We start from the raw sequence: 15344 nt of genomic DNA, 5'->3' as shown, positions 1-15344 counted from the left end.
CTCGCGGTGGTGCACGGAATCACTCGCATCGGTGGTCATTTCGCGCGGGAAGCGGTCACCCGTCCGCAGGCCGTCCGTGCGGCCGCTGTGCCGGTGACCGGTCGAGAATCGACCACCGATCGGCGGACCGCCGTGCTGGGCCACAACCAAATTCGCCGATCCTCTGTCCCGTGTGCTCGGCGCGTGCCACCGAGCTCGTCGCCGAAGCTGTATTCACCGCCGAGATCGCCCAGGCCATGAATATGGATGTCGGCCAACAGGAATCGGTTCCCTGCCCGCTACGGATCAGGTCCGGCGTCCCGGTGTGCTTCAGGCGCGGTGGTCTCACTGCCGAAGGTGTCGGCGTCGCGGTCGGCACCGGTGCGGCACGTGCCTCCGGCGGGCCACTCCTTGTTCTACCTGCCGCCGGGAACAGCGGATCGGATGCGCGAATCCGCTCGGCCCGCGCTGTGACCGGTTGGCCGTGCAGGGCTCTGGATCACCTCGCTCGACCGTGCGGCAAATGGGCAATACCTGTGGGCTGTAGCGATGCCGACGTTGCGAGAGATCGCCGAACAAGCCCATAGCGACGGACACGAGACGCTGAGTCTGAGTGGGCCGCTCATGCGCTATCGCAGCATGAACACCAGCGAATCGACGCTTGCATGGACTGGTGTGCACGGTGCCGACATCCTGGGATCCTACTCCCAAGGGCTGCGGAGTTTTCGCCGCTGTTCGATCGGGAATGGCTCGATAACCAGGTGCAACACCAGCTCGAGGCGACGCCGATCAACGATGTTTAGTGGTGCTGACCGCGCAGCTCGCACCGTCGGTACGCGGTCACCACCTCGGGGCTTGGATAATCAGCCAGATCAGCGACTGGATGCTGTCCTGCCACGACGGGTTGATCGTGCTATCCGCGATTCCCGACGAAACCGATGCAACGTCTGCTGCCGGGCGGCCCGCTACCCAACGGCTGGACCGATACCATCGCCGCCCTCGTTGCCACCCAGCACACCGACGACACCGACACCCATCGCCAAACACTGCGACAACGCGTCCACCGACGCCGAAGCCAGACTCACCCGCCATCTCGCCGCGATAGAAGCAGGCGTTGACCCGCAAGCCCTCGTCACAGCCATGAACACCGCACAAGCCGACAAAGCGGCCGCTAGAGCCGAGCTGCAGAATCTCCCCAAAATAGACCGGCTCACCGAAACCGAGATCAGGAAACTGATCGAATCTGTCGGCGACATCCGCGCTGTCCTCACCGCCGGGAATCCCTCCGACAAGATCCAGCAGTATGCAGCGCTCGACCTCCAGGTGCGCTACCAACACCAACAACAGCTCGCAATCGTTGGTGTGACCCCCTGTGGGATTAGCGCTGGTGTCCGGAGGGGGTATCGACCAGTTCGCCAACCTCCTGCAACATCGAACACTGCTGGTCATCGGGAAATAGCGGTGGCGTGACGGTTCTGGTCCGGTTGCCGCAGGTTCGTGCCCCCGGCGGGTACATCGAACATGGGAACGGGGACGGCGTGCGGTTTTCGGGTGGGCAATTGATGATCGAAGCTGAATATCGTTATGGGCCGCGATCCACCAGTGCGGCAAGCCCTTCGCGGCTGTTGATGCCCGTGCGTTGGGAAGCGCGGAACAGGTGGCCCTCCACAGTGCGGACCGAGGTGAAGAGTTGCTCAGCGATCTGACGGTTGCTCAGGCCTGCGGCGACCAAGGCGATCACCTCGCGTTGCCGCGCGGTCAACGGACTCGGGCACTGCAGCGCGCGTAGCGCGGGGGTGGTGGCGCCCGTTGCCGCGGCGAGCCGGTCGGCGGATGCCGCCGCAGTCAGGCCCGCGCCACGAAGACCGCGGGCCCGCAACGAGTTCGCCGCTTGCGCCGCAGCGTCGGCGGCTGCGATCCGATCCCCGAACTGCTCGTAGAGTTGGGCGGCCTCACACAGACCGTCGGGGTCACCGTGTTCGAGGGAGGTGGCGTGTAGTGCGGCGGCCGCGACACGTGGTCCTTCGACGGTCGCGGCGAGTTCGGTGAGTCGTCGTGCTTGGTTCTGGTCGCCGAACTGCACCGCGGTTTGGCGGCAAAGGACTTCGTGGGCGAGGAACTGCTGTTTATGCGCCATCTCGGCAGCCTGGACAGCGAGTGAGACAGCGCGGCTGGTGACTCCAGCTGCAGAGCTTGCCCATGCCCGGGCGAGCAGGTGGACATTGCGTGGACGCAGAGCCTCAGCGACTGGACCCGCTGGCTGGTATTCCTCCAGCAACGCAGCCGCAGTCGCGGCGTCGCCGCTCATAGCGACTGAGATGACCTGGTACAGCAGCGCGGAGGTTTGTGTCCAGGTGGACTCTGCGGACACGCTCACCGCTCGCGCTTCTCGGCACCGTTGGACAGCCGAGGCCAGATCTCCCCGGGCTGTTGCGACAAGTCCGTCGATGAACGACCAGTAAGAATAGGCGAGGGGGAACTCCAAGGATTCGTGGGTGAGTCGTTCGACCAGCTGGGTAGCTTGGGCGAGATAGCCGCCGGTGCAGACCCACCCAGGTGATAAAAGCCGTGCAGGAGTGCGGTGGTGGCAGTGTGCTGAGAGTTTCGGCCCATCACATATCCGCGTTCGGCAGATGCCGCCATGGCGCTGTAGTGGCCGAGCATCGCGTTGCCCGCGGTGAGCCCGATGACAGCGAATAACTCGTAGCCATCGTTGAACAGTTCTGCTGAGTTCAGCGCCGCCTGTGCTGCCTCGACCGCCAGCACCGGTTTGGTCTGAGCGGCGGCCGAAAACGTCAGAGCCGCGTTATACACCATCGTGGCCTTGACCACGGCACTGAAAATGGCCATGAGAACACGTTCTCGCGGCGATGAAGCGGACTCCGTCAGCATGACGGCGACCTCGTATGCCTCCCGGAACCGTTGCGCATCGACCAACCCACCGACATGCACGCGGTGTGCCCGGCGGCCGCCGCCCGCCTCGACGGCGCGGCGCGCTAGGCGTTCCGCGGTGACCGGATCCGACAGCCGTAGCGCCGCGCGAGCAGCCTCGATCAGCAGGTCGCTGTCGGGTGCGAGGTCGGATTCACATATCAGCACAGCGCGCCGAACCAGCGTAATCGGCCCGCGAGAGTTGTCCTGGAGTTCCAGCTCGCGTGCGACCTTGCTTCGCAGCGCCTGTAACCGGGCGGGCAAGCTGCGCGCCCGGTGTACTTCGCCGAGCAGGGGATGGGCAAGCCGCACCAGCGCTGGGGCGCCACTGGTGTCGACAGTGATCAGACCAGCTCGGTGGGCGAGTTGCACCGCGTCCGGATCACATAGCGCCGTCAGCACCTCGACCTCGAGCGGATCGGCTACCGACAACATGTCCACCACGGCCAGCACGGGCGCCGGTTGCCGGGCGATGCCGGTGTCGATCAGTTCGGCCAGCGGCGCAGAGATCTCCGGGCGCCCTTCCCAGACCCACACCCCTTCTCGTTCGGTCAACCGGCCATCAGCACGTTCACCGTCGACCAGGTGCCGCAGGTGCAGCACGTTGCCGCGGGTGAAACGCCACAACCCTACTGCCGCAGAGGATTCGACCTGTCCGCCCAGCACACGGTTGAGCAAGTCGGTGGTCTCGAGCTGCGACAACGGCTGTAGATCCAGCCGCGCCAAGAGCTGGTCCTTCCACAACCCTGACACCGCATCCGGGCTGGGCTCGCCGCTGCGCATAGTCAACAGCACATCGGCGCGCTCATGACGCACGATTTGGTGTAGTACGAGTGCGGACTGCTCATCGAGCAGGTGCGCGTCATCGATCACCAGCAGTACCCGACCCCCACCCCCGCCGTCGGTCAGCGCCGCGACCACCGAACGGATACGGCGCAGCGAATCACCGTCGCCGGTCTCGGCGACCTCGGCGAACACCCCCAACGGCACCGACCGTGCCGAGCGAGTGGCCACGAACCACCTACACCGCCGTCCCTGACCTCGCCAGCAGGAAAGGATCTCACCCGCCAAACGTGTCTTTCCGACCCCGGCGGACCCAACCAGCACCAAACCACGGGCGGCGGGCGCGGTGGATTCCCGCAGCCGGTCCAGTTCCTCGGCCCGCCCGATCAACGGCCACGCGGCCACCATCGTCTCAGAATAATCAATCGCGACCAGCGACAGGAGCGGGTTGCGCACACGCACGGTCATCCTCACTCCTGGGTGCGGATCGCGGCGAGTTTCATCTCAGCCATCTGCAACACCGACCCCACGGAATCGACATCGACGGCCAGCACCTGCGCGATCACCTCGTCGCTGACACCGGCAGCGCGCAGCCGCAGCGCCTCCGCGTATGGGAACGGCAACCGATCCAACGCCCACCGATCCAGCTCGTCCTCGCTCATCACCTACCGTGACCTTTCCCGAACCCGGCACGGGTCCCCACCACCCATTCGGGCTCGGCATCGGTTGACCGATTTGTCTCGCGGTCACTCGACCGGGGTCGTCCCACCACCCGACCAGGCACCTTTCGTGGCCCTCGCCGCGAGGGACCGGGCTCACCGCAGGGCGGGATCGGTTGCCAACGCGCTGCTGCCCGCACCGACCAACAGACCGGCGACCGTGTCCAGCGCGGGATTCGCCAGCGCGAGCAGTGCTGTGTGCTGGCCGCGATACGCACTCGCCGATGGAATGAGGCATGGGATATCCCCGTTCTCGACTACGGGCATGCGGTGACGGCGGATGAGATCGATAGCGCTGTGCGAGAAGCGATCACCAACACCGAAGCCGATGCTGGATGATCGTGATCGGCGACACCTCAGGTCTGGTCGCCGCCTTCAACTCCGCGGATCCCGAGCACGTCGACGCGCGCGCGGTGCTCCAGCAGGCGGCGCTTACCATCGTTTCTCCGCGGGGAGGCCGAATAATGCGACTCGACATCCTCGATCGCGGTTACCGTCCTGGGACCAAGTTGCTGTTCACGCTCATCCAGGTGTTCTCCGGGCAGCCGATACCAGACACCGCCAAGCTGGTCTTCCACCGGCTCGACTTCTACGGCGCCCGAGCGAAGACGTTCACCCACGAGGCGATGCGGAGGCCGTCGGCCTGGTCGGTGGCTGATCGAGAACTGATGGCGGCCTTTGTGTCGAATGTCAAACGAATGCGCATTCCGTATCGGTGCACAGACCGCGACCGCAGGGCAGGCGTACGAACATAGTCTGGTTCACCGATTCCGGTGTGCCACAAGGTCGGCCAATGCGATCAGATCGCGGGCGCGCCTTTGGTCGCGCAGTACGCCGATTGCCTCCGTCATCTTCTGGTCGGCGTACTGCTGCGCCGAGCGCCGTCCACCCGCTGCCTCGACCAACTCCATCGCTCGAACGACATCCGCGGGGCTCATCGGGATATCGGAGTCGTACAACTGGGCCAACTCCACAGCAGCCTCGGTGCGCGATGCCAATGCGGCTACCACGGGCAGGGATCGTTTGCGGCGGGCGAGGTCGTTGCCGGCGGGTTTGCCGGTCACGGCCGGGTCGCCCCAGATTCCGATCAGATCGTCGGCGAACTGGAACGCCAGCCCGAGCTCGCGGCCGAAGCGATCCATCGCCGCCACCGTCAGCTCGTCTGCCCCGGCGCACAGGGCACCCAGTGCACTTGCACTTCCCATCAGCGCTCCGGTCTTGCCCTCCGCCATCCGCAGGTACTGCTCCGCCGAGACCGTCCGGCGAGTTTCGAATGAGCAATCTTCGTGTTGGCCGCGACACATCTCGATCACCGCGGCGGTTAACCGGACCAGCGCGTCATCCAGCACGGTCTTCGGCATCCCAGCTACCAGCACTGGGATCGCCAGCGCGTGCAGGGCCTCACCGAGGAGGATTGCGTCTGCGGTCCCCCACAATTTCCAGATGGTCGCGCGCCCCCGCCGCACGGGATCGGCGTCCATCACGTCGTCGTGAATCAGGGAGAAGTTGTGCACCAACTCGACTGCGGCCGCCGCGTGCACGGCCGCTGCCGGGCGAACGCCGGTCGCGGTGGACGCGGTGGACGCGGCGATCGCTATTGCGGCTCGCAACGACTTTCCAGGATCACCCGTCGCCGGGGCTCCGGTTACGTCCCACCACCCGAAGTGATAGCCCGCCATCCGGCGCAACGGCTCCGGTAGTGAACCGACCGCCTCCCACAGCACCGGCTCGCATGCTTGGCGAGCCAGCGTCAAAAGCTCGGCGGCCCGGTTGTAACACGTCGACGGAACATCGGTCACCATCGATGAATCCGCTGCTCTCGGTGCCGCACAACCGTGCCTATGACCGGGCACACGTCCCCGCTGGGAACGTGCCGCAGCCGCCAGCAGGCAGTGATGGTGGCCAGCTGATCGCTGATTTCGATGTCGCTCATCTGGAAAGAGCTGGTCAGTTCTGCACCAGTAACGACTCGGGAGAGCGCAACAGCAGGCCGGTCTCTTTCGGCGTGAAACCCTCGGCCCATCGCAGCCGAGGAAGGGTGTCGAGCAGGACCTTGGTGCCGGTTTCGGCTATGGCGCGGGCCAAGTGGGAACCGAGGCAAAAATGCCGGCCTGCGCCGAAGGACACGTGGGTAGAGGCGGCGTTGAATTCTCGGTCGACAGCGCCGTCGGTGCGTCCTGGTGAAAATAGGTCGGGGTCGGTGAACCGGCGTGGGTCGCGGTTGGCTGCGCCGAGCAGGCATATGACCGTGGCGTTCGCCGGGATCACTCCGGACGGCAGCTCGACTTCGGTGGTGGTCTGGCGGGTGGCGGAGTGGAACGGCGGGTTGCGCCGAAGCGATTCGGCCCAGGCCGCCGAGATGAAGTGCGGATCCGTGCGGGCTGCTGCCAGGTGATCGGGATAGTCGATCAGATTGGCCAGCAGTGATGACATCGCCTTGTCGGTGGTCTCTCCGCCGGCGAGCAGGGTGCCGCAGTATCCCTTGATCGTATCGTCGGACAGCAGGTGACCGTCGATTCGATACTGACAAAGGATCGACAACAGGTCGTCCCCGGGCTGGTCGCGACGTTCCGCGATGTGCGGGGCAAGGTAGGCGAACAACGCTGCGCCGGCGGCCATTCCGGCAGCCAGGATGGTCGGCTCCTGGCGGGCATTGGTCACATAGGCGAACCCGGTCTCGTACCATTCCTGCAACTGGGCCGCGTCCTGCGCTGGCAGACCGAGAGCTGCCACAATGATGTTGCGCGTCAGCTGCCTGCAGTAATCCTGCACCAAGTCGGCTCGGCCCCGCTGGTCCAGTCGGACACGAACACGGGCGGCCAAGTCGTGAGCGGCGGTGTGAATGGCGCGGTCCAGGGTGGCCAATCCGCGGCCGCGCAGCGCCGGTACCACTGCTGTCCGATGGGCGGTGTGTTCACGGCCTTCCATTTGAAAGACAGTGCGCCCGAGCATCGGAGCCAATTGCCAGGAATAGTTGCGTGAGCTGAATCGTGGGTCGCACAGGGCGAATCGCACGTCCTCGTACCGGCTGAGCAGCCAGGCGTCGACGGGTTCGTCATGGACAACGGGAAACTCGTCTCGCAGGAGGCGGTACATCGTGTAGGGGTCACGTTCGAATCCGGCCATCAGCAGGCTGGGCGGGGTGGATCTGGTGCTGATCATCTCTCGTGTCTTCGCCGGTGTCCCGGTCGCGTGCTGCCAGTGGTAGCGGCTCGTCGTCCGGTGCCAGTCCAGACACAGCTGCATGGTGGCCTGCAGGCGATCGGCGAAGCTTTCCAGCGACCGGGCTTGCGCAACGGAGGCGGTGCGCGATAGTTCACCACGTATCGTGATGAATTGGGCGATCCGATCGTGGATCATTGTCCCGGCGGTGTCGAGGGCATCCTGCCATGAGCCACCACGGTCCCGGCGTAACAGGATGGCCAGATTGGCGGGTTCCTCCAGTGCCAGGTCCTTCTCGACGGAGAACACATCGTTGGTCCAGGCCGCGACGTCCCCCGCGCAGGCCCGCAACCGCGTCACGAGTGCGCCGGTGGCACCCGCCATCGGTAGCCACAGGCCATCGACGATCTCGATCAGGTCGAAAAACACGTCGGCGCCGAACAGATCGCGACGCAGTTCGAGATAATCATCGAGGTTGAGATCGCGTTCACCGCGATGATGGGCCTGCATGGCGCACTGCGCATCCAGGTGTCGGATGACATGTCCGGCGAGCCGTCCAATCGTGGCGGAACCGGCGAGCCCGCCAGTTCGCGGCCACAGATCGCCGGCCAACGCCCGAAGCATCGGATCGGTCGAGATAGTGGCGACAACTCCAGGCTCGACGATCGCCCTGGCCGATCTGGTGAACTCTTCGAGTACGCCGTCGGACGCCCAGGGCCCGTTGTCGACGCGATCGTCCAAGAGCAACATCCATAGGAACCAGTCGAGCAGCACGGAGGCCTGTTCCGCGTCCGCGCTCCCTGTCATGCCGATGCCGAGGTCGAGCAGATCGGAGTTCTGCAGCCGGGCGGCGCCACGGAGTCCGATGATTCCCTGCCGTTGCGCCCATGTGCAAGTGCGGGCTCGCAGTTCCGTGGCGTCCGCCCGCACTTGCGCCGATCGAAAGGGGAACACCAGTGACGGCAGCTCGAATTCGGCGATTTCGGAAACGTTCGCGTTGACGGTCATGCGGTGGTCCTAAAGGGCTACGTGGTGGCGTTTGGCATGCCATGCCATGCAGTGTCAGATTGTTGCACTGCCATGCCCATGCGCAGCTGGCAAATATCCCCATGGGCGGGGATAGGTCGGACCAAAAATGTTACGAATAAATCAAGTCTTTACATTCCGATGGATTTCCCGTCGGTGTTATCTGCGCACCTCGGCCCAGGAGGTCGATGACGAGGCCCATTCGGCGCCGTGAGCATGGTCCAGGTGTTATCCGAACCGCTTGGAAACAATTGAGATCGCACCGCTGGGCGGGAATTGCGGCGGCGCTGTACTCGCCTCGGAGATTATTGGTCCTGGCTGTCGCCGACCTTTGGAGTGATCTGAATCGCAGTGCGGATCGCGGCGGCGAAGGCAGTCAGGGCCTCGATGCGGACAAGTGGCCGATGCTGCCGGTGATCCGGGCGTTGCTGGCTCGGCACCTGCTGTCGCGGCTGACGGTGGTGACCGACGCGGCGATGCTGTCGGCCGACAACCCCGCGGTGCGGACGGCCCTGCTGTATCAGCAGGTGCGGATGTCGTCCGTCACCGACTACCGCACCGATCTCTGGCATGAGGCGACATTCGGGGCGGCAAACGGGGACGGGTCCGAGTTCGCGGTCGCCGAGGGCCGCGACGTCACGGGCTGGACAGGTCTGATCGGCGGTGATCCGATGCCGTGGCGGCTACCGCCGACCACCGCGAAGATTTCCTCGCTGAACCTCAGCCGGAACGGCAACGCACTCGCCGTGGTGACCGAGGATGGCGCGGTCGCCGTCTGGAACGTTCGAAACCGCACCGGCTCCACCTCCGTTCGTGCGCCGAAGTCCGCACCCCTGCTACCCAATGGAGTGTCGACCGGCCGGGACCAGACGGGTCGATGGCTCGCGGTGCGCCTCAATCGCGCGCAGTTCCAACGGGCAGAGCCGCGGGAGGCCCAGCACACCGATTTGCTGGAGGTCTACGACCTGGCGGGTTCCGGACCCGCCCTGATCGCTTCGCCGCCTCCGCTGGCAGATTTCGTCCAGTTTCCGGACAACGAGCCGCCCGACCGCATTCCCGCCTCCGTCATGATTGGCCAGAAATCCGCAAACTCGGATGAGAAGGTGCGGCTGATGACACCGAGACGGCGAATGGCGAACCGCAGATCGTGCGCTCCCACTACGCCAGTCCGCACGAGAACGGACAGCCAGGTGAGTGTCAATGTCGAGTTGGTACCGGGGCGGCCGGTGTCCTGTGACAGTTGATCTTCCTTTTTGTCAGTGGATCTTGCTCGTTCTCGTGTCACCAGTGCAGTTCGCGCGGTCTGGTATCGAATATCGGTTGCGTTGCGGGCATACCGGCGCGGTGGCGTGGGGCATTGCACGCCCACCCGGAGTTGGTTGAGCTGGATGTTGTCGACGCGGTCGGTGTTGGGCACCGGTTGCGGCTGTCCTCGTGCGCGGAAGTGGGGTTCGAGGATGCGCGGCCGGTGCGCCCGTTCCGCTGGTCGGGCGGGGACATTTCCCGGGCTGGTGGTGGACGGCGACGACGAGTCGGCACGTGGGCCACGAGTCCTGGCTGGAGCGCGATCACGTGCGAGCACTGGATTTCGATCGGGATGTCGTCGGTATTGCGTCGCAAACGTTTTGGCTGCACTGGGACAGCGGGCGCGTAACAGGGCGCCGGTGAACCTCGACAGCCGTGGCGGCTCGTCGAGTCTGGGCAGGATGTCGGGAAGGACGAATTCATGCGGTGCGAGGGGAGTAGGGCTTTGGTCTGGGTGCTTGGTTCGGTCATTACGGGGCGCGTGGGACCTGTTTGTGCGGATGGCGTCGGAGTGTGCGAAGACCGGCTCACGCAACCAGTGCCAAGAATCCGATGAGGTAGGCCACGGCGAAGATGACCGGTACCCACTGCTCAACGTGGGTCAGCGGTAGGAACCTGCGCCAGTCACGGCCCTCGCCCAGGGCACTCCATTCAGCGCGGGAGTAAGCGAACGCCGGCAGCCGCTCCTCGAACGCGCCGATCACCGCAAACTTGGCCGCATTCAGTAACCGATACGAGCGCACGATCACAAACCACGCCGTGCACTGGGCCAGCAGAACAAGCACACCGGCCAGCAACGCCCACACCGAGGCATCGGCCAGTTTCCCGCCCGCAGCCGCGACCAGCGCGGCCGCGACGGCACTGTTGAGCGAGAGGAAGAACGTGTTTGCCAGGTTGCGCCGCGCGCTGACCTGGTCGGCCATCTGCACGCACAGCTTGTACTGCTCGAACACCGCTAACCGATACTTCTCATCCGGCCCGGTGTAGTCGGAGGCGGTAACGGCTTCGTTCCACAGCGCGTCTGACAAGTCCATGCCCGTCATCCTGCCGCTACCCTCGACGCAGGGGCAATGAATCGGACCGGGGAGGAAGTCTTGACATCGACCGACGACCCCCTTGGCCATATTCTCGATGCGATCGACATCAGCCCTTGGCGCGACGTGCCTCCCGAGACGTTGGCCGCGAGCCCAGGGCTGTTGGCGGGGCACGGCCGGAGCGAGTCCGCGGGCCGGTCGTTGAAATACGCCAGAGCGAGCGGAGCCCGGCGATATGACGAGATCGGCTTCCGCTGGTTGGCCGCCGCCGTGGCCAAAGGACATGTGCCCCTTCAGACATTCGCCCAAGCCCGGCTGGACGCGCAACGCGAGCCGCTCCGCAAACTGACACCTCGGACTTCGCGATTGCTGGAGCAGGCGCCGAAACTGAGGCATCGGCCGCTGGCCTTTCCCGACGGACACCTCCAGTGGACCCTCGACAGTGATCTGCTCAATGCCACGATCGCCTCGGAGGACGGCGGTGACGGGATTGTCTGGTCGTATCCTTTGAGCGCGCCACCGGAGGTGTTTGTCGGCTGGGCAGCTGACGAAGACGTGCCACCGTTGGTGACTCAGTATCGACCGTCCAACGTACCGGCGACGAGCTGGTTGCCACTGCTTGTGCTCATCGGCCGCGGCCGTTTCGAGCGCATGCAGGACTGCCGGGATGAGCTGACCACCCAGCTCTGTCCTGGCCACTATTACTGCTTCCTATCCCACCGATGGCTCACGCCCACCGCTCCCGACCCGGACGGCACGCAGGCTCGGCTGGCGGCCTGGCAACTTGTCGCAGCCATGTGCGAGGCCATCTACGTCGCGGAGCGGCGGGGGTTGCACACACCGAGAAAGGTTCTCCGAAACTCGAACACCGCGGTCGGCCCGGCGGGATCGGAGCTGGCGGAGTCGCTCGTGGTGAACGTGTTGCGGCAGACACTCGATGAGGCGGGCCTGGCCGAGGTCCACGCTGAAATCAGCGACCTCGAGCGCATCACCGCCGACAACGGCGTTGCAGCCGCCCACGCGGACGTCGGTTTCACCGTGGTCCGGGACCTGGTAGCCGGTCGCCCGCTGCTGGCCGTGCTGCTGGCGCGAATGCACCTCTGGTACGACTTCAGCTGCCTGCCCCAGGAACCCCGTACCCTCGCGGAGCGGGCGGAGTTCGAGCAGGGCATACGCCTGACCGGACTACTGCAACTTCTCGGCCGAACCGCGATTCTGCTCGATGACGCCGACGACTACCTCACCCGAGCCTGGTGCACCCTCGAGGCATTGACGGCCGGGATCGCGAACTACGACGTCCTGGTCGGGGCGGACCGGCCCACGGTGACCAACGGCTCGACCGAACATCACCTGACGATGTTGTTGCAGGACCGGCCGGACATCGTGTGGCGGGCGTTACTGGACACCGAGATCTTCGGTGTCCAGACCCCACTGGAGTGCCTGCGCCGTCTGGATGTCACTGCGACCGACCCGGCCGATTTGCCGGTGATCTACACGGGTCTGTGCGGTCTCGGCGCGCCCACCCGGATCCACTACGACGGAAGCCAAATCGTCACCGGCACCTTCCCGCTACCCGTGGTGCGGTCGGACACCGTGCTGATACCCGCCGACTCGGCGATGCGGCTGGACCGGCCGCCGGCCGCCGCGACCGCGACTCTGAGCTGGATGGATGCACTGCGCCTTGGGCGCGAACGACCGGCGTGGATAGTGTCCTACCAGAGGTTCTACAGCACCGGCTGCCACGTGGTGGTCGTCGGCAGTTGCGAAGCCGAGGCCGTGCTCTTCAGCGGCTGGGTGCTGGCCCATGCGGACGAGCTGGAGCGGACGATCGGGACGCATGTCGGTTCTCTCTCGTGGCTCGCCGCCGACGTCGCGCCGGTGGGCCACTTCGCGGAAGGCGTACTGCGAACCGTCGCCATAGAAGCCGCGTTGTGGGTGGTGATCAGCCTGCGAGGTCGGTTCGACGTCTGCTCGGGCACCAAAGCCGTGGTCAACGTAATCGCCGCGGCCGGAACGCCATTCGCGACGGTCGCCCTCGATCTCCCGGCGAACAACCTCACCTGGTACCAGCCGACGGAAACCTCAGGAGACGCGGTGCGGATCGCCGCTCGGCATGCGCGCGTGGGCCGATGGCCCGGCGGTCTCTTCGCTGGCCACTTGTTGGCCGAGATGCGCGACGCGGTAGCCGGGAGGTCGTCGTGAACGAGAATCTCCGCAGCCGACTGTTCGCTGCGTATCAGGCGGGTGACATGGCGGCGTTCGTCAGCATGTGCCGTGACCACAGCACCTCGATCGTCGCGTCGTTCCCGAGGTGGCAGACAGTCCCCGAATTTGTCAGAGAGGACCGGGAAGCGGTCCAACGGTGGGTGGGAACGCTGCTGGCCATAGCCCAGATCCTCGCCGCGAACGGCTATCCGCAGGCCATGGCGACTCTCATGCCAGCCGGGCACGCGAATCCGGTCAATGCCTGGCACGACCAGTTCGTCAAGGCCGAACAGCTCAGCAACGAGGGTCGGCACGCGGACAGCGCGGCGACGCTACAGCGACTGCTTGTGGAATTGCACGGTTCGACTGGCCCTGGAATCGACGATCTGCTGACGAAGATCATGGGCCTGCTCGGCGTCAACGCGATGCGCCGCGGCGAATTCCGCGAAGCCGCCCACTACACCGAGGACGCCCTGCGACGATGCGAGGACGCAGGCGATCGGGAAGGGGCGTGGATCTACGCCGAGAACCTCGACACGGTCGTCGTCGCGAGGGAGCTCGAATCCGGAACGGACATCGGGGCACAACTGGCGCGTTGCCGCGAGCGCATCGCGTTCGCACAGGATCTCAGCGACGCGGGTCGCTACCAGGGCAGCAATGCCGTACTACACGAACTGCTCGACGAACTCGCCGATGACCGCAAGGCCGGTCGCCGCTATCTCGGGAAGGTATATGGGCTGCTCGGACTCAACTGCTTCCGACTGAACGAAATGGCGGAAGCAAAACGGTACACCGAGCGGGCCGTGACCGAATGCCGTGACCGCAACGATTATTTCGGCGATCGTATCTACTCGGCAAACCTAACCGTGATCGACCGTGCGTGACCAGCCGAGAAAAACGTGACGCGGTCGGATGCCGACTACGACACTTGGTAGCAGGGGCAGGACACGCAAACATGGGCAACTGGGAAACGCCTGGTCATCGCGGGTACGTATCCGGTCTGAGGGATCGCTACGCCCCTGCGGGCGTTGGTCGATCGGCCCAATTTTGTGGCGCCTGGGGCGGGGCGTGTCGAACATGGGAACGGTGATGACCTGCGATTTTCCGGTGGGCGATTGGTGATCGAAGCCGAATACCCACTGTAGGAGGGATGCCGTTGTCTTGCCGGGCGTGTGCCCGTCTCGGGGCGAAAACTGCGGCTACTCGGGTGAGGATATTGGCCTGCTGTGACGAGCTGGTGAGGGTGGTGGCGATGGATTCGGCTTGGCTTGCCAGTCGCCAGCTTGGCTTTGATATGAGCCGCCTCCCGCAGGCCGGTCACGGTAGAGGCGACATTTTTGGCTTGGCTGGCGAGTCGATCAGCGCTGTCCGGCTCGGCGCTAGCCACCACCAGAGCCACGTCAATGAGGGTGATGGCTTGTCGCTCTGGGTCGCTGATGGCAGAGGCAACCATTTCGGCGCGGCGAGGGTCGACGTTCGCTACTGCTTCGGCCATATGTCCAAGTGCGGTGGCCTGACGCTTTGGATTGGTACTGGTTGTGGCAGCGATGAATTCGGCGCGGTTGGCAATCTGGATGGCTTTATCGGGATCAGTTCCTGCCACTGCCGCGGCCAGGCGGGCGAAGGCGGCGGCCTGCCACCTCGGGTTGATACTAGATGCACTTGCCGCGGGCACTGACCTTCGTAGGGCCGGCGTAGTACTCGTACGCGTTGTCGTCCCTCTTGTAGGTGCTGTCATCGTTGGCGATCTGGATGGTAGCCACCACCGCTGTCTTTGTTCCCACCCAGCGCGTCTTCCACGTGACGACACAGTTCGTACTGCCGTTGTAGAGCAGGTAGACGTGGGTTCGGCGCGCTGGCCCGGTGACGCGGACGTAGTTCTGGCGGAGCCGCCGTGGCAGCGGCTGCGTCGGTCGATGAATCTGTCGTCTCGGGCTCCGATGGTGTACTGCGCGGAATGGTTCCCCTGACGGTGGATGGGCACCGAGGGTCGGAACTGGACGCTGGCGTGCATTTCCCAGATCAGGATCTCGGCGGGCTCGCTCGCGGTGACCTGCTGGCCACCGGTAGCGGTGAAGCGCACCGCGTCGCCGGTATGCAGCGGGCCGGCACCCTCCAGTGTCACCGCGCCGCGGGCCACGAACAGGTGCAGGAACGGCGCGTCGGGCAGGTGCACCGACTGTCCCGGGGCGAGCCGCGA

At 65.1% G+C, this 15344-nt stretch carries 13 protein-coding genes and 1 pseudogene; 6 read left to right on the top strand and 8 right to left on the bottom strand.

Features of this window, described 5'->3' with window-relative positions:
• Positions 1-981 precede the first annotated feature (981 nt).
• Complete coding sequence (locus ON44_RS51150) at positions 982-1449, top strand: hypothetical protein (protein ID WP_157187606.1); 468 nt, start codon at positions 982-984, stop codon at positions 1447-1449.
• A gap of 112 nt (positions 1450-1561) precedes the next feature.
• On the opposite strand, the gene ON44_RS42485 is transcribed toward ON44_RS51150, so the two are convergent.
• The 4 genes from ON44_RS42485 to ON44_RS51145 form a co-directional block, all read right to left on the bottom strand.
• On the bottom strand, positions 1562-2116 hold the full coding sequence (locus ON44_RS42485; protein WP_051183288.1) for a helix-turn-helix transcriptional regulator: 555 nt from the start codon (positions 2114-2116) through the stop codon (positions 1562-1564).
• A gap of 236 nt (positions 2117-2352) precedes the next feature.
• Positions 2353-4161: an ATP-binding protein gene (locus ON44_RS42480; protein WP_051183287.1), complete on the bottom strand. Its 1809-nt coding sequence runs from the start codon at positions 4159-4161 to the stop codon at positions 2353-2355.
• A 2-nt stretch (positions 4162-4163) separates the two neighbouring features.
• Positions 4164-4355, bottom strand: coding sequence for a hypothetical protein (locus ON44_RS42475; protein ID WP_040700749.1), 192 nt, complete (start codon positions 4353-4355; stop codon positions 4164-4166).
• 153 nt (positions 4356-4508) lie between these two features.
• Positions 4509-4679, bottom strand: a complete 171-nt coding sequence (locus ON44_RS51145) for a hypothetical protein (protein WP_157187605.1) — start codon at positions 4677-4679, stop codon at positions 4509-4511.
• Between the two features lie 68 nt (positions 4680-4747).
• Between ON44_RS51145 and ON44_RS52205 the strand changes: the two genes are divergently transcribed.
• The gene (locus ON44_RS52205) at positions 4748-5167 is read left to right on the top strand and encodes a hypothetical protein (RefSeq protein WP_051183286.1); all 420 of its coding nucleotides are present in this window, start codon (positions 4748-4750) and stop codon (positions 5165-5167) included.
• Between the two features lie 6 nt (positions 5168-5173).
• On the opposite strand, the gene idsB is transcribed toward ON44_RS52205, so the two are convergent.
• The gene (idsB, locus tag ON44_RS42465) at positions 5174-6214 is read right to left on the bottom strand and encodes a geranylgeranyl diphosphate synthase IdsB (protein ID WP_040700747.1); all 1041 of its coding nucleotides are present in this window, start codon (positions 6212-6214) and stop codon (positions 5174-5176) included.
• Positions 6215-6359: 145 nt separating this feature from the next.
• Positions 6360-8582, bottom strand: coding sequence for a cytochrome P450 (locus tag ON44_RS49260; protein ID WP_083898515.1), 2223 nt, complete (start codon positions 8580-8582; stop codon positions 6360-6362).
• 326 nt (positions 8583-8908) lie between these two features.
• On the opposite strand from ON44_RS49260, the gene ON44_RS42455 reads away from it, so the two are divergent.
• On the top strand, positions 8909-9844 hold the full coding sequence (locus tag ON44_RS42455; protein WP_040700745.1) for a hypothetical protein: 936 nt from the start codon (positions 8909-8911) through the stop codon (positions 9842-9844).
• Between the two features lie 588 nt (positions 9845-10432).
• Here the strand turns inward: ON44_RS42455 and ON44_RS42450 are convergent.
• Positions 10433-10948: a RipA family octameric membrane protein gene (locus ON44_RS42450; protein WP_174415267.1), complete on the bottom strand. Its 516-nt coding sequence runs from the start codon at positions 10946-10948 to the stop codon at positions 10433-10435.
• Between the two features lie 51 nt (positions 10949-10999).
• On the opposite strand from ON44_RS42450, the gene ON44_RS42445 reads away from it, so the two are divergent.
• From ON44_RS42445 to ON44_RS51570, 3 genes are all read left to right on the top strand, one after another.
• Positions 11000-13141, top strand: a complete 2142-nt coding sequence (locus ON44_RS42445) for a hypothetical protein (RefSeq protein WP_157187604.1) — start codon at positions 11000-11002, stop codon at positions 13139-13141.
• Positions 13138-14028 carry a hypothetical protein gene (locus tag ON44_RS42440; protein WP_040700741.1) on the top strand — a complete coding sequence of 297 codons (891 nt, stop codon included), beginning with the start codon at positions 13138-13140 and terminating at the stop codon, positions 14026-14028. The genes ON44_RS42445 and ON44_RS42440 overlap by 4 nt, the downstream gene beginning before the upstream one ends.
• Positions 14029-14396: 368 nt before the next feature.
• Positions 14397-14822 (top strand): hypothetical protein, encoded by a 426-nt coding sequence (locus ON44_RS51570; protein WP_169338166.1) that lies wholly within the window; start codon positions 14397-14399, stop codon positions 14820-14822.
• Between the two features lie 321 nt (positions 14823-15143).
• On the opposite strand, the pseudogene ON44_RS53245 reads toward ON44_RS51570, so the two are convergent.
• A pseudogene (locus ON44_RS53245) lies at positions 15144-15344 on the bottom strand (pirin family protein); the annotation flags it as partial.

This window comes from Nocardia vinacea NBRC 16497 (genome assembly GCF_000308835.1).
In the GTDB taxonomy this organism is placed as follows: Bacteria; Actinomycetota; Actinomycetes; order Mycobacteriales; family Mycobacteriaceae; genus Nocardia; species Nocardia vinacea.
This window is presented reverse-complemented; position numbering and strand designations above follow the sequence as displayed.